Origin of the sequence: Pseudomonas sp. P129 (genome assembly GCF_020312195.1) — a bacterium.
In the GTDB taxonomy this organism is placed as follows: domain Bacteria; phylum Pseudomonadota; class Gammaproteobacteria; order Pseudomonadales; family Pseudomonadaceae; genus Aquipseudomonas; species Aquipseudomonas fragariae.
Window position 1 is genome coordinate 281,745 of the sequence record NZ_JAGPYS010000006.1, and the last position, 20,638, is coordinate 302,382.

Consider the following 20,638-nt stretch of genomic DNA (forward strand, 5'->3'; position numbering starts at 1 on the left):
TTCAAGAAGCGGACCGACGGACGGCCCAAACGGCGTGAGTATAGCCCAGCCGTAAAACGTTACATGGGTAATACAGAACGAAGTCACGGCCGCTATCGATCGCCACTCTTTCGTCCCGCTTCATGTCTTGTCGGCCATCGCCACCACTACTTGAGCAACGGTCTTCAGAAACAGCGGGAGTACATAGATAGTTAGCACTTGCACGGCAAGTCGCGGCCGTAAGCTTTGTCGCCTGTTCATTCACGACAAGGCACTTAAATGCTGGATCTATCTCCGTCGGGCAAGGCTCCTGCACTCCCGCATCTGCAACTGATAAAAGACAAATCCCCCGAGTGGCTGCTTCAGGCCGAGCCGGCGACCCATGCAGCCTTGCGCAAGGCTTCGCGGCGCCCCGTGCAATGGCTGGCGAGCGCACGCAAGTCCAACCCTGATCAGCTCGCCGAGCTGCAGCGCCTGTACGCCGAGCACCGCGAGTACGAGCAACAGGTTCGTCCGACGCTGGATCGCCTGTCGACGCTGGAGGACTTCGCAAGGCCCCTGCTGACAGCCGCCATCAAGGATCGCTTCGGACTGCAGGTGGACGTCGCCGACACCTGGCTGTTCCATGCCAGTCGTGCGCGGGTCGACCAATCATTCAATACGGCATCCAGAGACCCGCTAACGCAGGCAAACATTGCCCTGAAGGCCGCGACCCAGAGCCTGCTCAAGGCCGCGTTGCAGAACTTCGAAGCCTGGGAAACAGTTCCGGGCGCAATGGATTCCAGCACCGGCCTCAAGGCCCAGGTGTTTTCTTCGTTTGAAATCATCGGCCCACAGATCAGCGGAAAGTCCCTGCCGCTCTCCCCGACCGGCTTTGCGGCGCTGTGCCGTGAGCTGGACCTGGGCGGCCAATATCAGGCGCATATCCAGGCCGTCTTCAGCAGGCCTTCGAGCCCCGACGAAACTGCAGACGCTGCGGCATCCAGACTGCGCCAGAGCTTCATGCAACTGGAGGCATCGTCGATCCGGCTGCAGTTGCAGATGGCCTCCCTGCAACAGCAGATCGGCCCGGATTTGCAAAGCGCATTACTGGAGTTTCTCGACGGCAAGCAACATGTCCGACTTGATAACAGGCCGGTCAACTGCAGCGTACTGTGCCTGGGCGATATCGAACTAACCGGTCTTCTGGTGATTGGCAAAGACCGGGATATTGCCACTCAGGCAGAAAGGATTGTGGTGTATATCCCGGATGACCCCGTTGCGCCGCTGAAGGAATACGACTCGGTCGAAGTCTTCATAAATGCGTTGCGTGAGCGGATGTTCATCAACGGCTACCTGAACTTCTTCATGCGTTTCGTACCTGCACGCCATCGAAGTACCGTATTTGAAAAGTTGTCCGAACGCCTGTACCCCAAAGTCAAGAAAGGCGGCATTTTCGAACGTCAGTGGCTGGAGCGTGAAGCGGACCGAAACGCCCGGCTCGACCTGAGAGAAACCGTGCTGCAAGGCCCGCTGCTGGACAACCTGCATGAGCGCAAATGCGCGGCGTTGCGCGACGACGCACTGTTTCATGGTGTGCCGACTGCGGCACAGGACCAGAAGACCTTCGATGAGCGGGTGCAGTACTTCATGGACACCGCCTTCGACGTCTTGAATATCGCAGGCTTCGTGGTTCCGGTATTGGGCGAAGTGATGATGGCCGTCACCGCCATTCAGCTGGTTCACGAAGTGTATGAGGGCATGGAGAGCTGGGCCAGGGACGAGAAACGACAGGCGTTCGCCTACCTGTTCGATGTGATCGAGAACGTTGCGCTGATATCGGCCCTTGGTGCTGCGTCGACGGGCGCAGCGGGCATCCCTGCAGTACAGGCGCCCGAGTTCGTCCACCGCCTCAAGCCCGTGGATTTACCAGGCGGCACGACGCGCCTGTGGAAGCCTGATCTGACGCCCTTTGCCCATGACATCGTCCTGCCCAAGGGGCTGCAGCCCGATGCTACAGGGCTGTACACATGGCAGGGCAAACAATGGCTGCCACTTGAAGGACGCACCTATTCGGTCAGCCCTGCCGCCAACGGCGACGGCTACCTGATCGAGCACCCGACCCGCGCCGACAGCTATCGGCCCGCCTTGCGACACAACGGCGCCGGAGCATGGCTGCATGAGCTCGATCAGCCGCTGGAGATGGAAGGCCTGACCTTGTTTCGACGGCTGGGCTATTCCAGCGATACGTTTTCCGACAGCACCGCCAGGCGCATCGTCAACGTCAGCAACACGCCTGAATCGGTAATGCGCGAGGCACTGGCCGATCAGCGTCGCCCTCCGGCATTGCTTGAGGACACGGCGCGCCGGTTCAGGCTGGACCAGGAGATCGAGCGGTTCATCGAGCAACTGGAAGCCAACGATATAAACGCGGCGGCACCGCTTCAACTGGAGCTGTTGAGCCAGGACCGTGGCTGGCCGGGCAATCGCGCGCTGGTCCTGGTGGATGCCGAGGGCCATACGCTTCAGACATTCGCTCCGGCCTCTCATCCGGTGGCGGCTGACAGCCTCGACATCACGGTGCGTGCCGACCAGCCGGATGCCCTGCGCCAGGTGCTGGAACAGCTCGGCAACAACGAAATACGCACCCTGCTCAACGAAGAGTTCGGCGCGGGTCAGCTCGGCATGTCACCGCGACTGATCACACTACGGGCGCAATTGGCGGCACGCGCCCGAGCCACCCGAGGCTGGCTGTTCGAATCCCGTTACCGCGCATTGAGCGTCGCCGAGGCTGACGGCGTGCAGACCCTGCAGAAGGCATTTCCCGGCCTGCCACCGTTGGTTGCCGAGGAACTGGCCAGCCACGCCTTGCCGGCAGAGCGGCTGCAACTGACGACGGAGCGCCGGGTGCCGCTGCCCGTTGCCGAAGAGGCCAGCGCCTATTTACAGCAGGTGAGACTGGCGCGGGCCTATGAAGGGCTTTATCTGACCTCGGTCTCCAGCGCCGATACCGACTGTCTTGCGTTGCACAGCCTTGAAGCCCTGCCGCAATGGCCTGCACAGGTCAGGCTGGAGGTCCATGACCGGTATTTCGGTGGCCGGCTGATCGACAGCATCGGTCCCGAGGATGCGCCTGTACGCAAAGTACTGATCAAGGACGGCAATCGTTACGAGACCCGTGATGCTGACGACCAGCACCTGCACGGGCTGGACGATCTGTACTCGTCCGTGCTGCACGCCCTGCCCGATGCCGAACGCAACCAGTTGGGCTTTGCCCACACCGGGCAGGGTCAGGCGCTGGCAACGCTGATCCAGGACAACCCCCTGCCCCGCCAGCACCTCGCGCCATTGCTGAACATGCAGGCGATCAAGCCAGGCAGCAGATCCCCCATGCGCCTGGCTGACGGTCGCCTTGGCTACCCCCTGAGCGGTAGCGGCAGGGTCGACTGGCACATGACCGACGAGAGCCTGCTGGACAAGATCCGCATGCTTGAGCTGGAGGACGCGTTTCCCGAAGAGATCCTCGGCCGCCTGCGCCACACTGGCTGGGACAACAGAACCATCGATGCGCGACTCAACGACCTGCTGCACGAGCAAATGCTGTTGCGCGCAAGTCTCGACGCCTGGACCTATGAATCCGTGTCAATGCCGCCCATGACTCAGGCTCATATGGACAGTCGCGTGCGCATCAACGAAGCGATCTGGAGCCACTGGCGCCTCAACAACCTGCCCGAGATAGGACGGACGCTTGAGCCGCTAAGCCTGCAACATGTCTCGCTGAGTGACTTTCCGCACCATCTGCCGGACTTCGTCTTCAATCGCGTTACCGCGCTGCACCTGGAAAACATATCGGTCGAGCCCAGAGCACGCCCCGGTGCAATTGACCTGACGCCTGCCGGCATAAACCTGCCCCGGCAGTCGACCAACAGCGCCGAACTTGGAGCCTTCCTGCAACGTTTCCCGCATACCCGCGCACTGAACCTGATCAGTGAGCCAGCCGCCGGACTGGCCCCCGAGACCTCGGTCTTTCTCAACCTGCCTCAGCAAGTGTCCCGTGTGCTGCCCCAACTGACCGAACTGGCGCTGATCAACCAGGAGATTTTTCTGGATCAGGCGCAGATGGACCACCTGCGCAGCATGCCGGGCCTCAGGATGCTGAACCTCAGTGGCAATCGACTGGTCAGTGTGCTGCCCATGGACCTGAGCTGGCTGCACCTTGATCGGCTGGTGCTGGAGCGGGTTGGCATGAACCGCTGGCCGTCCTGGCTGACCGACATCATTCCGAACAACATTCGTGAGCTGTCGGTGGCTCACAACAACCTGACGGAACTGCCCGGGTGGATCCTTGACAATCCTCCCAGCCCTGAGCACCGGACCTTGATTGACTTGCGCGGCAATATCCTGTCCCGACACACCGCAATACACGCACGTATCAATGAAGCGGTAGCCGGCAGTTCCTTCAGTTTTGTCATGGACACTCCGGTTGCCGTGCAGGCCGCTGTAAACAGGCAACTGAACGAAGGTGCCGAATTATTTGCCGCCGTTGATCAATGGACGCATGCCTCCGGCTCGATGGCCGTACCGAGCGAGCAGACCATCGAATCACGCCAGCAAATCGGCAGGATACTGATCGATCACTGGCGAAATTTCAGCCTGGGGCAGCTCCATAGCCCCCTGCGCCTTGCAGACATCGCATTGATCGACTTTCCGCGACAGCTGCCTGATTTCTTTTATCGCCAGGTACGCTATCTGCACCTGAGCCGAATAACCGGCACGGCCTCTGATCTGGATCAACTGTTGCGCCGCATGACTGATCTGACCTCACTGGAAATAAGCGGACATGTCGCCCCCCTGCTGCAACTGCCACCGGCGCTGCTCGAGCTTCGATCACTTCGTTCGCTATCGCTGATGGATCAGGGAATGCTGGTAGAGCAACAGCACATCGATTTCTTCAGCCGGATTGCGACGCTTGAACGACTGGAGCTGGATGGCAACCGGATAGGCGCCATCAGCGACCTGACCAGCCTCAGTGGCACTGCACTCAACTGGCTGTCACTGAACAATGCCGGACTGGTCGAATGGCCAGCCTGGACAGAGAGCATGGTTCCAGCGCAAATCAGGACACTCTTGCTGGAGGGTAATCTGATCAGCGAATTGCCAGAGCACATACTCGCCAATCCCGGCAGCGAGTTTGCGCACACGGAAATAAGCCTGCTGAACAATCCGCTTTCCGAAGACACCATGCGGCAGGCGCATTTTTCAGAGCGTTATGGACGTTCTTTCACCTTCGACATGGACCTGCCGCCCGAGCTCAGCGCGATGGACTGGACGGAAAACCATGACTCGGACTCATCGTATTCAGAGTACCTGTCCTCAGAGGACAGCCGGGCATCGACTCCGGAACCCGTCACCGTCGAGCCCTGGCTGGACGACAGCAACCCGTTGAGCGCCGGGCGGCGCGAGATCTGGGAGCAGTTGGAGGCCCGCGAGCAGACCCGCAACCTGCTCGACCTGATCGACTCGCTCCGTCACAGCGCCGATTATCGCAACATCACCAGCCGTGCAGCGCTGCGCGAGCGCGTCTGGCGGGTACTGGTCACGGTGAGTCAGGACCCGCAACTCGGACTGACCCTCAACGCTATTGCCGAAGAACCGCTCAGGCTGTTTCGTGACAACCACACCTGCCCGGACGGCATCCTTCTGGAGTTCAACCAGATGGAAGTGCTGGTGTTCATCCGGCAGTCGTTGCAGGACGTCGTCGCGGAGCAGCGCGGTGCGCTGTTGTATCGACTGACCGTCCGGCTGTATCGCCTGTCCGAGCTGGATGCCGCAGCCCGCGAACAGACCGGCAGCCGTGATGAAGCCGAGGTACGTCTGGCGTATCGCACGCACTGGGCCAGCGCGCTGGACTTGCCCGTGCCGCCGGAAGGCATGCTGTACCAGGCCCACGCCGCCATCAGGCCGGGGGAATTCGACGCGGCACTGCTTCGCGTGCAAAACGGCGAACGCGGCGAGCCCTTCCTGCGTTTTGCCCAGCAGCAGGATTACTGGATCAGTTACCTGCGCGAAATCCATGCTGGACGCTTCGAAACACTCGAACGCACCTACAGGACTGAACTGAACCAACTCACCGACGAGTTCGAGCAACGCAATATCAGCCTCGAAGATCCGGAATACGAAGGACGGATTCTAGAGTTCGAAGCCAGGTTCAAGGAGCAGCAGACAGCGCTGATCAGGGAGCTGACCAACGCTGAAGGAATAGAACATCACTGATCGAGCGGGTTGCCTGACACAAGGCGTGTCAGGCAACCCGCTGCTGGAAGCGTCAGTTCACTGAGCGTTCCGCACCTGGCCTTCAAGCTCGGTCTTGAGGCCGGGTTCCAGCTTCAACTGACGCGCCAACTCATCGAGGTAGGCGCGTTCCATGAAATGCTCTTCATCCACCAGCATTACACTGGCGATGTACATCTCTGCCGCCATTTCCGCCGTGGTCGCGGCCCGTGCCACCTCTGCCGGGTCCAGCGGCTTGTTCAGCTCGGCGTGAAGCCACTGCTGAAGTGAATGATCACTGTCCAGCTTGGTGAACTCACCTTCGATCAGTTCGCGCTCACGCTCATCGACATGGCCATCGGCCTTCGCGGCGGCGACCAGTGCACGCAGGATTGCCTGGCTATGCTGCTCGGCTTCAGCCTCGGGCAGCCGGTCGATGGTTTGTGGTTCGCGCTGAGCGGCGAGCCCCTGACTGGCCTGCCAGTTGTTGTAAGCTTTGTAAGCCAATACCCCCAGCGCCGCCAAGCCTCCGTAGGTCAACGCCTTGCCGCCCATCCCGCGTGTGCGTTTGCCACGCAGAAGGCTCATGGCACCTGCGGCCAGCGCACCACCGCCGGCGCCGGACAACAGACCACCCAGCCCATTCTGGGAAGCGCCCTGCCCTTTACCACCGCCAAGCAGGCTGCCGAGGCCATTGATCAGTGAATCGCCGCCCGACGATTGCTTGCCGGATTTGCCTTTGTTCTTGTCCTGCAACATGCTTTGTCCGGACTTGAGCAATTGATCGAGTAAACCACGCGTATTCACAGGAAGCCTCCTACAAGGTTTGTCAGATGAGTGATTGACCAACAAGTTGAAGAGAAGTCACTGCCAGGCCCTTACCGGTGTGCTTCCGGATGTTACGGAGTTGCACCGATACCCGTTCGTCAATCTGCCCCGCTTATCGGCGAAATGCGTGCAACCCGCGCCTGTGGCAAAGAGTCAATAAGGACAGGCTGCAGGTAAAGTCAGGTACGCAGCCTCTTTCCTGGACTGATCGAACACACATCCATATTCATATGAATGCCACTGCCCCTCCATGCAGATTTTCAGGAGCTTGTCCGAAGTGATATCGCCCACTGGTTTCCCGACCGCTCACGGCAAGGCCGCCGGGATTATCCGATCCAGGGACTGGAGCCAGACTTCACTCGGACCGATCGAGCACTGGCCGGTATCGCTGAAAAACACCCTGAATCTGATCCTCAATTCCCCGGAGTCCATGTACCTGCTCTGGGGGCCGGATCTGGTGTTTTTCCACAATGACGCCTATACGCCGATTCTCGGCCCGCGCAAGGACAACGCTATCGGCGCACTCATTCCGGATCTGTGGGCTGACGTCTGGGATCAGGTCGCGCCGCTGGTGATCGATGCGTTTGCCGGCAAGCCCTGCCGCTACACGGATATGCCGCTGACCATGGCACGCTACGGCGAGGTCGAACAGACATGGTGGTCATTTTCGTTTTCACCGGTAATCGACGAACACGGCGTGGTTGTCGGCATGTTCTGCATCACCAACGAAACCACCGCGCATGTCCTCAACCAGCAGGCGCTGCAGGATAGCGAACGCAAACGCCTGAAACTGATCGATGACCTGGTCAGCCTGGAACGACAGCAGACCGCCAGACTGGAGCAACGCACGCTGGAGCTGGACACGTTTTGGGAGATATCTCCGGACCCGCTGGCGATACTCGATTTCAACGGTATCTTTCTGCGGGTAAACCCGGCCTGGACAGCGCTGCTGGGCCACCCGGAACACGAGCTGCTGGGCACCTCCATCATGACCCTGCTGCATCCGGATGATGTCAGCGGCACCCAGAATGCTCTGAAACACACCATCAACCATGTGCTGCCGCTGTTTGAAAATCGTTATCAGCACGTCGACGGCAGCTATCACTGGTTCGGCTGGACCGCGGCACCCGGCAATGGAATCATTTTTGCGCTGGGCAAACACCTGACCCACGAAAAGGACCGCATCAAGGCACTGCGTATCGCCGAAGAGGCCTTGATTCAATCGCAGAAAATGGAAGCGGTCGGGCAATTGACCGGCGGTCTGGCTCATGACTTCAACAACCTGCTGATGGGCGTGACCGGCAACATGGAGCTGCTCCTGTCGAGGATCAGACAGGAACGCTTCACAGAGCTGGACCGCTACATCAACGCCGCACTGGAAGGCTCGCGACGCGCGGCATCCCTGACACATCGACTGCTGGCATTTTCGCGCCGTCAGACACTGGCGCCCAAGGCTACCGATATCGACCTGCTGGTCGCGGGCATGGACGAGCTGATCCGACGCACCGTAGGTCCGGCCATCGATATGCAGGTCAATGCCTCACGCGGGCTGTGGGCGACCCTGGTTGACCCGCATCAACTGGAAAATTCACTGCTCAACCTGTGCATCAACGCCAAGGACGCCATGCCCGATGGCGGAAAGCTGCTGATCCAGACGGGCAACCGTCACCTGACTGCAGTCACGGCGACCCGGTATCAGTTGCCTGCAGGCCGCTATGTGGAACTGTCCGTCAGCGACTCCGGCACGGGCATGAGCAACGACGTCATGGCGAGGGCCTTCGACCCGTTCTTCACCACCAAACCGACAGGCATGGGCACCGGACTGGGGTTGTCGATGATTTACGGTTTTGCACGGCAGTCAGGTGGCGGCGTCTACATCACGTCAAAGGTTGGCGAGGGTTCGAAAGTCAGCATTCTGCTGCCGATGCACGAAGGCGAAGCTGAAACAGTGGCCTTCGATGACAGCCCGCTGCAAGTCCCCGCCTCCAGCACCGGCGACGAAACCATTCTGGTGGTCGATGACGAGCCCGCCGTGCGCTTGCTCATCACGGAGTTGCTCGAAGACCTTGGCTATATCGTTTTGCAGGCTGAACGAGGCGCCGATGCGCTGACCATTCTGCAGTCCAAGGCGGCCATCGACCTGCTGATCACCGACGTCGGTCTGCCGGGCGGCATGAACGGTCGTCAGGTCGCAGACGCGGCGCGGGATGTCCGGCCCGACCTGAAAATCCTGTTTGTGACCGGTTATGCTGAAAACGCCGCGTTGGCGCATGACACGCTGGAGCCGGGCATGCACGTGCTGCCCAAGCCCTTTGCGATTGCCGAACTGATCGGCCGCGTCACCGAGCTGCTGGAAGGCGAGTAACAAAAAATGAGCGCCATACGGCGCTCATTTTTCGGGTATTGCTATCCGTGAGCCGACTGGCGATCAGTCGCGCAGATCTGACTCATGAATCGGCTGATCACGGTGTGTGGCGCGCTGGTACTGCGCAGGCCAGGTTGCCAGGCGCCCACCCAGGTCTTCATCGGCACGCAGCGGCCAGTACGGATCACGCAGCAGCTCACGCGCCAGCAGGATGATATCGGCCTGCCCGGTGCGCAGAATGTGCTCTGCCTGCGCCGGATCGGTAATCATGCCCACCGTGCCCGTTGCGATCTCGGACTCCTTGCGAACCCGCTCGGCAAAGCGCGTCTGGTAGCCTGGGCCGACCGGAATTTCCGCCTTGGCTGACGTACCGCCCGACGATACATCGATCAGGTCGGTCCCGATGGCTTTCAAGCGACGCGCCAGCTCGACCGTTTCATCGGCGTTCCAGCCGTCTTCCACCCAGTCGGTGGCGGATACGCGAACGAACACTGGCAGCTCTGCAGGCCACACCGCACGCACGGCTTCGGTGACTTGCAGCGTAAAGCGAATGCGGTTCTCGAATGAACCGCCATACTCGTCGGTGCGCTGGTTGCTCAGGGGCGACAGGAACTGATGCAGCAAATAGCCATGGGCAGCGTGGATTTCCACAACTTTGAAGCCTGCCTCCAGGGCACGCCGTGCGGAATCGACAAACGCCTTGATCAACTCCTGGATCTGCGTCTCGCTCAATTGCACAGGGGCAGTGTGCTGCGGATCGAAGGCGATCGCCGAAGGCCCGACCGGCGTCCAGCCACCTTCATTGAGGGAGATACTGCCGTGCTTGCCAAGCCACGGGCGCCAGGTGCTGGCCTTGCGGCCGGCATGCGCCAGCTGGACGCCGGCAACCGCGCCCTGAGCGTTGATGAAGCGGGTGATACGTTGCAGCGGTTCGATCTGCTCGTCATTCCACAGCCCGAGGTCTTCGGGAGTGATGCGGCCGTCCGGCGTCACCGCCATTGCTTCGGTGATGACCAGGCCGGCACCGCCGACAGCACGACTGCCCAGGTGAACCAGGTGCCAGTCGTTGGCCAGGCCGTCGACACTGGAATACTGGCACATCGGCGATACGGCAATGCGATTGCGAAGGGTCAATTGACGCAGGGTATAGGGTTCAAGCAGCAGGCTCATGGCAACCTCTCGTAATGAAAATTCAGGTGTCCAGGTTCCGTTCATTCAAAGAACAGGTTTGACAGACCGTGTAGTGTCGACACCCCGTTAGCGAGAGGGGTTCCTGCTATCGTCAGCGTGGCGCGATATGCACCACCATCAATTGCACGGTTTCGTTACCGCGAAACTCGTTGAGATCGAGTTTGTAGGCCAGCTCGACCCAGCGGATATTCGGATTGGGCCAGATATCCCGGTCGACGCCGAACGCAATGCCATCGAGCTTGACGCTGCCGCATTCGGTCTTGAGCACCATCTTCAAATGACGCTCGCCCACCACCCGTTGCTCGACCAGCTGAAACACGCCGTGGAACAAAGGCTCCGGGAAGTGCTGCCCCCAGGGACCGGCATTGCGCAGTGCACGGGCCAGCTCCAGATGAAACTCCTCGACGGCCAGCGAGCCGTCGGACAGCAAACGCCCGGTCAGGTCCTGCTCATCGAGCTGACGACGCACCTCCTGGTCGAACGCTGCGGCAAATGCCGGGAAGTTCTCTTCAGGCAGCGAAAGACCTGCCGCCATCGCGTGGCCGCCGAACTTGCTGATCAGGTGCGGATGACTGGCCGCCACGGCGTCCAGCGCGTCGCGAATGTGAAACCCTGGCACCGAGCGGGCCGAGCCTTTGAGCACGCCCTCCCCGGCGCTGGCGAACGCGATGGTCGGGCGGTGGTAACGCTCCTTGAGACGCGAAGCGAGGATGCCGATGACACCCTGGTGCCATTCGGCATCGAACAGGCAGAGGCCAAACGGCATCGACTCCAGCGGCAGGTCCTTGAGCTGGGCGAGTGCTTCACGCTGCATGCCCTGCTCGATGGATTTGCGATCCTGGTTCAACTCATCCAGTTGCACGGCCATTTCCCGCGCCAGTGTCGGGTCGTCGCAGAGCAGGCATTCGATGCCCAGGCTCATGTCATCCAGGCGCCCTGCCGCGTTCAGGCGTGGCCCGAGAATGAACCCCAGGTCGGTGGAGGTGATGCGCGAAGGTTCACGTCGTGCCACTTCGAGAATGGCGCGCAGCCCCGGTCTGGCACGCCCGGCACGGATACGCATCAGCCCCTGATGGACCAGAATGCGGTTGTTGGCGTCCAGCGGCACCACATCGGCCACACTGCCCAGCGCGACCAAATCCAGAAGCTCGCCCAGATTGGGCTGGGCACGCTGATTGCTCTCGAACCAGCCGGTCTCGCGCAGACGCGCCCGCAAGGCCATCAGTACGTAGAAAATGACCCCGACACCGGCCAGCGACTTGCTGGGAAAGGTACAGCCTGGCTGATTCGGGTTGACGATGGCGTCTGCGGCCGGAAGCTCATGCCCAGGCAAATGGTGATCGGTCACCAGTACCTGCAAGCCGGCCGCCTTGGCCGCTGCTACACCCTCGACGCTCGAAATGCCGTTATCCACGGTGATCAACAGCTGAGGTTCGCGCTGCAATGCCACTTCGACGATTTCCGGCGTAAGGCCGTAGCCATATTCAAACCGGTTGGGCACCAGATAATCCACATGCACTGCGCCCAGCAGACGCAGTCCCAGAACACCCACGGTGCTGGCGGTCGCGCCATCGGCGTCGAAATCGCCGACGATCAACATGCGCTGGCCCTCACGCAGCGCAGTGACCAGCAGGTCTACTGCCGCATCGATCCCCTTGAGTTGCTGATAAGGGATCAGCCGCGCCAGGCTTTTGTCCAGTTCAGCCTCGCAGGCCACACCTCGTGCTGCGTACAGACGGGTGAGCAAGGGCGGCAGGTCGCCAAGGAACGGCAAGGTGTCGGGCAATGGACGAGGTTCGATGCGCATGCGGGTCAGCTGATTCTCTGTGCAGTGTCGATGAATGTTTTTCGAACGGAACCGGCGGCTGTCAGCCGCGCTCGCCCGCAAGCCATTGCAACTGGACCTCGTGCTGGCCACGGTCGTCAGTGACGAACACCGTCCCTTCACTGATCATCACATCCCACTTGATGACCCGCGGCATGTCTTTGGCCAGCACTTCCAGCACTTCCTGCGGGACGGCGGCGATATTGACGTTTTTCAGGTTCTTGATCGCCGGGATGACCTTGCCTTCCCAGACGCGCAAGCTGCCATAGGCCAGCAGGCTGGTGCGTTCGGTACGGCGCGAGCACCAGGTCAGCCGGTCGGCATCCGGCTGCCCCACTTCGATCCAGTGCAGAACCCGGTCATCCAGGCTTTTTTCCCACAGTGCGGGTTCGTCCACATCTGACAGGCCACGACCGAACGACAACTGTTCGTTGTACCAGAAGGCATAGGCCAGCAGACGCACAGTCATGCGCTCTTCGGTTTCCGAAGGATGGCGGGCAATGGTCTGCTTGACGCTCTCGTACACGCCGCGATCAAGGTCGGTGAGATTGAGTTCGAATTTGTAGGTCGTGGACGGCTGGGCCATGAACGGGCTTCTAGAGTCTGGAGGGAAGACGGCAAGTCTACCCGATGCCGGGCCTGTGAACGAACTTGCTCGCGCAAGGGTGTGTTTGCCCCCCTCATTTGCAGGACGAACAAAAATCGATAGTTTGAAACAAATTTCTGATACATATCTGTGCTAAAGACGATCTGCAGCGAGCACCCGGACTCCCAACCGGGGCACCTGAATGTGACGCCACTGGCGCAGCGCCGTTCAAAGAGCTGCCACCCCTACCTCAGACCGTTGAACCCTTTTCGAGGATGACACCCGCGAATGCCCCTTCCTGCCTCGCACTGCACAACGGCTCGATTGATGCTCGCCCTGTCGCTGGCTGCCACGTCGTGCGTCAGCCAGGCCAGGGAGACGCTGACCTGGCTGATGCGCGACATCCCCCCTTCGACGATTTTTTCCGGTGCCATGCGCGGGCAAGGTGCAATTGATCAGCTCATGCCATTGCTGACTGCGCAAATGCCCGAATACGATCACGTGCTGATGCGGGTCAACCGCGCCAGGGCTCTGCAAATGCTGAGCGACGAGACGTCTCTCAGTTGTGATCCCACCATGCTGTGGACGGCAGAAAGAGCCAGAACCCTGCTTTTTTCCATACCGATCGGTGCGGTACTGAGCAGCGGTCTGATTGTACGCAAGGAGGAGATGTCGAAGTTCGAGCCCTACGTAGAAGACGGAAAAATCGACGTGGCGGCGTTGATGGCCAGCCGGAAGATCAAATTGGGCATCGTTGCCGAACGCAGCTATGGAGAAGTGATCGACCACACGTTGCACGACGTCGATGAAGACGTCCTTGTGCCGCACTACGGTAACGATGCCGTCGGCAGCCTGCTGCAAATGGAGCGTCTGGAGCGTCTGCAGGCCTTTATCAGCTTCTGGCCGGAAGCGCGCTATCACGCCATGCAACAAGGCATAAGGCCCGAGGAGCTGGCCTTCTTGCCGATCAAGGGCAACCCTGCATACCAGTTCGTCTATGTCAGTTGCAGCAACTCACCCAAAGGCCAGCAGGCCATTGCGCTGATCAACCGCGAGATGCGCGTGCTGCGCGAAACCAGCCTGATGGGCTTTTATGCGCAGTGGCTGGAACCCGCGCAACGGGCCAGCTACCTGGAGGACGTCAAGGCGCTGCTGGACAAGGAATGAGCGGACAAAAGAAACCCCGGGCAGAGGGGGACCTGCCCGGGGTAAACATGACCATGCTGGTCAGTACGTCAGCCCTTGATCACCGGAGCACAATGATCAAGTCTGACGTAATGGATAGGAGTGCATAGAACCCGTCAGGTTCCAGAATCGTTGTCGCCGGTTAAGCAACTGTTAAGCAAATGATGGGGTGCCGACAAACGTGCGACTGATTGCAGCATTGCGCATGGCAGCGATGACACAGGGTTCGATTCGACCCTCGGCAACCATCAGATCGCGGCGCAGGCCGTCTACCACGTCGGTGAGCTGACGCTTGTCGCTCAGCTGATCAGCGCCGAATGCGCGCTCGATCACACAGGTGCCCGCTTTATCTTTCAGAGTCACCAGACGTTCGCCCCGAGAACCGGCCGGGCCAATACTGGCCTGATAGGGAGCCAGCGCTTCGCTTAGCAGTAAGCTGATATTTTCCATCCGGATCACCACTCAACAGTTTGAATGCAAAGGTGCTAACCAATGACCATCGGCGACAGCAGAAAGTTCTTTCTATCGCCAGATCGCAGCACCTGTCTGTCATTTCGAGCATGCCTGTTGAATGTGACAAGGAAAAAACCGGACGCCGATGACAACAGAAAGTCAGCTTGTAGGAAGAATCCAACATAATTCCGCTACGCGTCCTACAAGGTGCCTATGCTCTTGATCACTGCGTTAAACACCTCTATCGCATGCAATACCCGTATAGCCTTTTTCACGGAGCCACCTCTTGAGCGATTCCGCTGATCGCCCGTTGCGGGTCATCGTGGCTGATGACCACCCGATTTTTCTCATCGGCCTGCGGGTCGTACTGGAGCAGAACAATCTGGCCAGCGTCGTCGCCGAGGCCTGCAATCCGGACGAACTGCTTCAGGTACTCGAACGCCACGCCTGCGATGTGCTGGTGACTGACTTCATGATGCCCGTTGAACGGCAGAACGATGGCCTGCGTCTGCTGCAGCGCATCCGCCGGGACTTTCCGGCGCTGCCGGTGATCGTTGTCACGACCCTGAGCAATGCCGGACTGTTTCAGTCCATGCTTGACCTGGATGTCCGGGGTCTGTTGAGCAAGGCCAGCCTTGCCGGAGAACTGCCTGCTGCCATCCAGGGGGTCAGGCGCGGTGAGCTTTTCGTCGCCCAATCCGTACGCAGGGTACTCAGAGAGGCCCGGCAGCACGGACACGACACACTTGTGCCGGCAGATCGCTTGTCGCCGCGGGAACTTGAGGTGTTACGCCTGCTCTCGGCCGGCCATACGGTTGGCCAGATCGCTGCGCAACTCAATCGCAGCAAACAGACCGTCAGCGCCCAGAAAGTCGCCGCCATGCGCAAGCTCGGACTGGCCAATGACGCAGCCCTGTTCATTTATTTGCAGGAAAGCGGCATGTCCTGAGGCCGGTCGTCCTTCGAAACGGCGTGCAGGTGGCTGCTATCATGCTCAGCCATCCAGCGCATGAACGCCGAGGCAGGCATCGGGCGCGCAATGAAATACCCTTGAATGGCCGGATCGCCCAGCGCCAGCAGACTGTGGACGTCTTCAATCGTCTCGACCCCTTCAACCACGACCGACATCGACAGCCGCTGCGCCATGAGCAAGGCACCGGCCACTACCGCCGATTTACGCGCGTCGTCGGCCATGCCGCGCACGAACTCGGTCGGTATTTTCAGTTCGCTGAAAGGTAATTGCAGAAGCCGGTCCATATTCGAAGCGCCCATGCCAAAGTCATCGATGGACAACTTGCAACCCTGCATGCACAACCTCAGCAGGCCTTCGAGCTGCCAGGTTTCCGGCCGTGCGGCGTCCTGCTCGATAATTTCCAGGGTCAGCGCGGTGGCCGGCACGCCATGACGGGCAAGCGCCTGCGTGATCTGCTCGGCGAAATCCAGTTGTTGCAGCACTTGTGGATCAATGTTGACGGCAACCGACAGCGGCTCGCCCTGCTCGCGCATGACCTGCGCAGAGAACTGCAGGGCCTGATCCAGCACCCGCCAGGTCAACGCAACGGTCAGCCCTTCAGCCTCGATGGCCTCGATGAATCGCCCGGGGGCCAGCAGGCCATACACCGGATGCTGCCAGCGAACCAACGCTTCGGCCCCCAGCAACTCGCCCTGCAGACTGACCTTGGGTTGAAAGTAGGTGATCCATTGTTCGGCAATGGACGCCACGTCTATCGGTCCGCTGCCTGTCGGGTCAAACAATTCGATGGCGGAAAGAGCTCTGAACGCGCTGCCCGGCGATGCCTGCTCTATACAGTCCGAGCGGCCGGGCCCATACGCCTCGAGCAGCTCGTACAATGCCCCGGCGGAAGCAGGTTTCTGCACATACCCCAGAACATTCAGACCTTGGGCGAGCGCCAGCTGCGCGGCCCCTTCCAGCACGCAGGCGGCGGAACAGCTGACAATGATCAGCGCTCGCGCCAGGCCGTTCTCAGCCATGAAGCGGATCAGTTCCAGACCATCAGGCCCTTCCATCTGCAGGTCGCAGATCGCGATGTCGACAGGACCGCGGGTTTGCAGGGAAAGCCTGGCGACCTCGACGCTGTCGGCCACCAGCACATCGAACACTTGATTGGCGTTGAGCATCTGATGCAGAGCCATCAGCTGGAAGGGATGGTCTTCGAGAATAAGAACCTTGAGTGAGTGCACGATCACGCCTGCGGAGTCAGAGCCATCGGCCCGGGATAGCATTAACTGTAGCTCGTCCCGCAGACCCGCCCCATAGGACATGTCCTAAACACGCCACAGGTTTTCCGCAGGATTCAAGCGCCTGGCACCGCGGTCTCGGGCACGGCCACCAGTTGCAATTCGATATCCGCGCGCAGACCGGTCATGGCCACTTCCAGTACCTGCCAGCGTTCGGCCAGCCTGGCTGCGCTCTGCAGCCGTACACTGTCGTCCAGCGCGGCACACGCCTTGGCGAGCGGCACAGCGTCGACCAGACTCGCCGCGCCCTTGAGCCGATGCAGACAGGCGCCCAGGGTCTTCCAGTCATTGGCCGACACTGCGGGCTCCAGCAACGCGTGCTCATGCCTGAGGTTCTTCCATAACTCGCTCAGCAACCGTTGCATTTGTTGCGGGTTGGCCTGAGTCATGGCTTGCAGCGTGCCGATGTCGAACGTCGGCTCGCGTACCCGATCCGCCAGCTCTTGGGCCAGACGCGCCAGTGACAGCGGCTTGATCAGCAGGCCGTCCATGCCTGCCTGCTCGCAACGTGCCGCCTCGTCACTCATCGCGTTGGCGGTACAGCCAATCACCGGGCAGCGCTGACGCTGCTCTTTCTCTTCGATCTGGCGAATGGCCTGGGTCAACGCGTAGCCGCTGATACCCGGCATATTGCAATCGGTGATGACCGCATCGAACGCCCCTTCACACCAATTCGACAACGCCGCCTTGCCATCTTCGACAGCCGTTACCTGATGGCCAAGAAACTCCAGCTGGCGGGTCAATACCAGGCGATTGGCGGACATGTCATCGACCACCAACAGATGAAGACTACGCGTGTCGACAGGCGCATCCGTCACATCGTCCGCTGGCAAAACCGGCTCGCTCACCCTGGTCAACGGCAGGTCGATGGTAACCAGGGTCCCCTTGCCCGGCTCGCTGTGCAGGCTGATATCGCCCTTCATCAGCGCCACCAGTTGCCGGGTGATGCTCAACCCCAGCCCGCTGCCCCCGTAGTGTGCGGCCGTGTCGTCGTTCGCCTGAGTGAAAGGTTGAAATACCTGCTGCTGACGCTGCGGATCGATACCTTCGCCACTGTCCTGGATACCAATGCGCACATGCGTGGAGTCAGGCGAATCGCTGGTCACATCGAGCCTCACGACCACCGCACCTTGACGGGTGAACTTCAAGGCGTTGCCCAGCACATTGTGCAACACCTGACGCAACCTCAAGGGATCCAGCCAGTAGTCGCCGCGCGCCTGCGCGGAGAGTTCCAGGCGTAGCTCCACCCCCTTTTCCCGAGCCTGTGCGGAAAAAAGCTCGATCACACCGTCGAAAAGCCCTTGCAGGGAGGTGACAGCCAGTGACAACTGCATGCCGCCCGCTTCGATTCTGGCCAGATCAAGACTTTCGCCAATCAGCGCGACCAGCTCCGTAGCCGAGCGGTGAGCCACTTGCAGGCCTTGCGACGGCATCGTGCCCAAGCGCAAGGCCTGTTCGCATTCCAGTTCCAGCAAGCCAATGATTGCCCCCATCGGCGTACGAATTTCATGGCTCATGCTGGCCAGAAAAGCGCTTTTTGCCTCGTTGGCCTGAGCGGCCAGTCGCATGGCTTCCTGAAGCTGCTGTTCCAGTTGCTTGCGTTCGGTGATATCGATCCAGCCGCCGAGCAGCCCCTGCAGCTGACCATCGGCGGCGAAGAAAGGCACCGTCCATTGCCAGACATCCATACGTTTGCCAGGCAGTTCGATGGTGCGATCGGAAAAGACCGGCTGATGATTTTCCAGCAGATTGAGGTAATCGGTATGCATCTGCTCGGCCAACGCACGCGGAATCAGATTGACGTCCGTGAGGCGTCGGCCATTCATCTGTTCGAAACTGATGCCCAGACTCTGCTCGTAGCTGCGGTTGCAGGAAATCAGGCGCCCTTTGAGATCGCGCACATAGATCGGATTGGGGATACCGTCGAGCAGCGCGTGCTTGAAGGCCAGTTGATCATTGAGCTGTCTTTGCGCCCTTTGCCGCTGGCGAATCTGCACCTTGAGGCGACTGCTCCAGGTCAGCGACACCAGCCCGGTCAGCAGCGCCAGGGACACCACCCAGAATACCCACGGCGGTATGCGCGCCCAGAGCGACGGCTGAGGCAGCGCCGATCCCAGCCACTTCAGACGGATCGAGCGCAATTCGGCCACCGGGAACTCCTCCAGCGCCTTGTTCAGAATCCCCAGCAGTTCGGGCTGGGTCTTGATCACTGAAAATCTGTCGGGTGACCATTGACCTTCAACACTTCTGGCGACCTTCAATTCTCCGGACGGAAACAGGTAGGCCCCCACTTCATTCTGAATGGTCGCGTCGGCAGCACCACTTTCCACCAGCGCGCGAGCCTGATCATAGGTATTGACCAGCCGCAGCTGGATCAAGGGGTGTTCGCGCCTGATCAGGTCTTCGAGCGCATGCCTGGCCGGCAGTGCCAGTACTTTCCCGGCCAGACTGTCGAGCGATATGCGGGACGAGTGGTCGGAGCGCACCACGAACATCCAGCTATTGCCGCCGAACGAATAGGTAAAGTCCAGAAACCTTCGGCGCTCGGTATTTTCCGCGAGCGTGGTGTTCATGTCGGCCTGGCCGGCGCGCAGCACGTCGATGCTCTGCTGCGTGGAAAGTGATTCCTGATGGACGAACTGCAAGCCGGTCATGCGCGAGATACGTGACAGCACATCTGCGTTCAACCCTACCCAGTGGCCGTTATTGTCTTTGTAGATATACGGTGGGTGCTGCACGGTCGCGATGGTCACACTCGGATGCTTGAGCAGCCAGCGTCGCTCGGCACTGGTGAGGCGAATACGTTGTCCTTCCACGTCGGCGCCCAGCCCCATGGTCCAGCGGCCGAGCACTTCACGACTGGTCGAAGGTGCGATGCTGTCCAGGGCCCGATTGATGAAGTTCAGCAAGCGCTGCTCATCATCCCTGACCGCAAAGGAAAACCCCACCGGGGGCAGACGACTTTCGAATTTGATCTGCAAACCGAGATAGGGCCGCAGGGCAGTGTAGGTACGGACGATGACTTCGTTACCGATGAACACGTCCACTTCACCCTGACTCAGGGCTTCCAGAGCACTGTAGAGGTTAGGCGCAATAATGATCTGGCTGTCAGGATAAATGCGATGCAGCACATCCGAATCGGCATAGCCATCAAGCAGTACGACCTTCTTGCCGGCCAGGCTCGACGACGGGCTCAGATCGTTGCCGCGGCCAACCACTACCGATCGATCGGGCATGTATTCGGTTGAGAAGGACAGTCCTTTCACACCCCGTTCGAAACCATTGGCACTGGTCAGCAGATCTATCTTGCCGTCGCGCAGCGCCTCGATAGCCTCGTCACGCTTGGCAAAACCGGTGACCTGCACCGGGAGGTTCAACTGGTCGCTGACCAGCCCCAGATAGTCGGCACTGATGCCCTGATAACGGTTGCGGTCACTGGTGATGTCGATCGGTTCGTAGTCTGCGATCGCAATGCCGACCTGAAGCACCTTGCGCTGATCGAGCCAGGCCCGGTCCTGATCTTCGAGAACCATATCCGCTGAAGCCACAAAAGGAGCTGTCAGTGAAAACGGCAGGCTTTGCGCCGCATTGGCTGCCCCGGCAAAAACCAGCGCCAGCAACATCCACACCCGGCGCCATGCGCGGCATCTCGATGTGCTGCCTGTCTCCCTGACTACGCTTTGCATACTTGCCTGCTTCACTACGAATGACCCGACTC

The 20,638-nt window shown here is 60.2% G+C and carries 11 protein-coding genes; 4 read left to right on the forward strand and 7 right to left on the reverse strand.

Going from position 1 to position 20,638, the window contains the following annotated elements; translation table 11 throughout:
- Positions 1-258 precede the first annotated feature (258 nt).
- Positions 259-6,231, forward strand: coding sequence for an NEL domain-containing protein (locus tag KBY02_RS16775; RefSeq protein WP_225650626.1), 5,973 nt, complete (start codon positions 259-261; stop codon positions 6,229-6,231).
- 57 nt (positions 6,232-6,288) lie between these two features.
- On the opposite strand, the gene KBY02_RS16780 is transcribed toward KBY02_RS16775, so the two are convergent.
- On the reverse strand, positions 6,289-7,035 hold the full coding sequence (locus KBY02_RS16780; RefSeq protein WP_225650627.1) for a tellurite resistance TerB family protein: 747 nt from the start codon (positions 7,033-7,035) through the stop codon (positions 6,289-6,291).
- A gap of 298 nt (positions 7,036-7,333) precedes the next feature.
- Here KBY02_RS16780 and KBY02_RS16785 point away from each other — a divergent pair, with 298 nt between their 5' ends.
- Positions 7,334-9,421: a response regulator gene (locus tag KBY02_RS16785; RefSeq protein WP_024661012.1), complete on the forward strand. Its 2,088-nt coding sequence runs from the start codon at positions 7,334-7,336 to the stop codon at positions 9,419-9,421.
- Between the two features lie 63 nt (positions 9,422-9,484).
- On the opposite strand, the gene KBY02_RS16790 is transcribed toward KBY02_RS16785, so the two are convergent.
- The 3 genes from KBY02_RS16790 to KBY02_RS16800 form a co-directional block, all read right to left on the reverse strand.
- On the reverse strand, positions 9,485-10,591 hold the full coding sequence (locus KBY02_RS16790) for an NADH:flavin oxidoreductase/NADH oxidase (RefSeq protein ID WP_011266942.1): 1,107 nt from the start codon (positions 10,589-10,591) through the stop codon (positions 9,485-9,487).
- Between the two features lie 112 nt (positions 10,592-10,703).
- Positions 10,704-12,419, reverse strand: a complete 1,716-nt coding sequence (recJ, locus tag KBY02_RS16795) for a single-stranded-DNA-specific exonuclease RecJ (RefSeq protein WP_011266941.1) — start codon at positions 12,417-12,419, stop codon at positions 10,704-10,706.
- Positions 12,420-12,480: 61 nt separating this feature from the next.
- Positions 12,481-13,023 carry a YaeQ family protein gene (locus tag KBY02_RS16800; RefSeq protein ID WP_003314240.1) on the reverse strand — a complete coding sequence of 181 codons (543 nt, stop codon included), beginning with the start codon at positions 13,021-13,023 and terminating at the stop codon, positions 12,481-12,483.
- Positions 13,024-13,350: 327 nt separating this feature from the next.
- Between KBY02_RS16800 and KBY02_RS16805 the strand changes: the two genes are divergently transcribed.
- Positions 13,351-14,190, forward strand: coding sequence for a TIGR02285 family protein (locus KBY02_RS16805; RefSeq protein WP_032608041.1), 840 nt, complete (start codon positions 13,351-13,353; stop codon positions 14,188-14,190).
- 171 nt (positions 14,191-14,361) lie between these two features.
- Here KBY02_RS16805 and KBY02_RS16810 read toward each other — a convergent pair whose 3' ends face one another.
- Complete coding sequence (locus KBY02_RS16810) at positions 14,362-14,658, reverse strand: DUF3509 domain-containing protein (RefSeq protein WP_004406361.1); 297 nt, start codon at positions 14,656-14,658, stop codon at positions 14,362-14,364.
- 289 nt (positions 14,659-14,947) lie between these two features.
- On the opposite strand from KBY02_RS16810, the gene KBY02_RS16815 reads away from it, so the two are divergent.
- A complete protein-coding gene (locus KBY02_RS16815; RefSeq protein WP_024639877.1) occupies positions 14,948-15,610 on the forward strand; it encodes a response regulator in 663 nt (220 codons plus the stop codon).
- Here the strand turns inward: KBY02_RS16815 and KBY02_RS16820 are convergent.
- Both KBY02_RS16820 and KBY02_RS16825 read right to left on the reverse strand, forming a co-directional pair.
- On the reverse strand, positions 15,583-16,905 hold the full coding sequence (locus KBY02_RS16820) for an EAL domain-containing protein (protein WP_024639876.1): 1,323 nt from the start codon (positions 16,903-16,905) through the stop codon (positions 15,583-15,585). The genes KBY02_RS16815 and KBY02_RS16820 overlap by 28 nt on opposite strands.
- A 71-nt stretch (positions 16,906-16,976) precedes the next feature.
- The gene (locus tag KBY02_RS16825; RefSeq protein ID WP_225650628.1) at positions 16,977-20,543 is read right to left on the reverse strand and encodes an ATP-binding protein; all 3,567 of its coding nucleotides are present in this window, start codon (positions 20,541-20,543) and stop codon (positions 16,977-16,979) included.
- Positions 20,544-20,638 lie beyond the last annotated feature (95 nt).

Bases quoted from the DNA above. Each gene is read 5' to 3' on its own strand.
- recJ (WP_011266941.1), bottom strand. From the start codon at position 12,419: ATGCGCATCGAACCTCGTCCATTGCCCGACACCTTGCCGTTCCTTGGC.
- KBY02_RS16800 (WP_003314240.1), bottom strand. From the start codon at position 13,023: ATGGCCCAGCCGTCCACGACCTACAAATTCGAACTCAATCTCACCGAC.
- KBY02_RS16805 (WP_032608041.1), top strand. From the start codon at position 13,351: ATGCTCGCCCTGTCGCTGGCTGCCACGTCGTGCGTCAGCCAGGCCAGG.
- KBY02_RS16775 (WP_225650626.1), top strand. From the start codon at position 259: ATGCTGGATCTATCTCCGTCGGGCAAGGCTCCTGCACTCCCGCATCTG.
- KBY02_RS16825 (WP_225650628.1), bottom strand. From the start codon at position 20,543: ATGTTGCTGGCGCTGGTTTTTGCCGGGGCAGCCAATGCGGCGCAAAGC.
- KBY02_RS16820 (WP_024639876.1), bottom strand. From the start codon at position 16,905: ATGCTATCCCGGGCCGATGGCTCTGACTCCGCAGGCGTGATCGTGCAC.
- KBY02_RS16810 (WP_004406361.1), bottom strand. From the start codon at position 14,658: ATGGAAAATATCAGCTTACTGCTAAGCGAAGCGCTGGCTCCCTATCAG.
- KBY02_RS16790 (WP_011266942.1), bottom strand. From the start codon at position 10,591: ATGAGCCTGCTGCTTGAACCCTATACCCTGCGTCAATTGACCCTTCGC.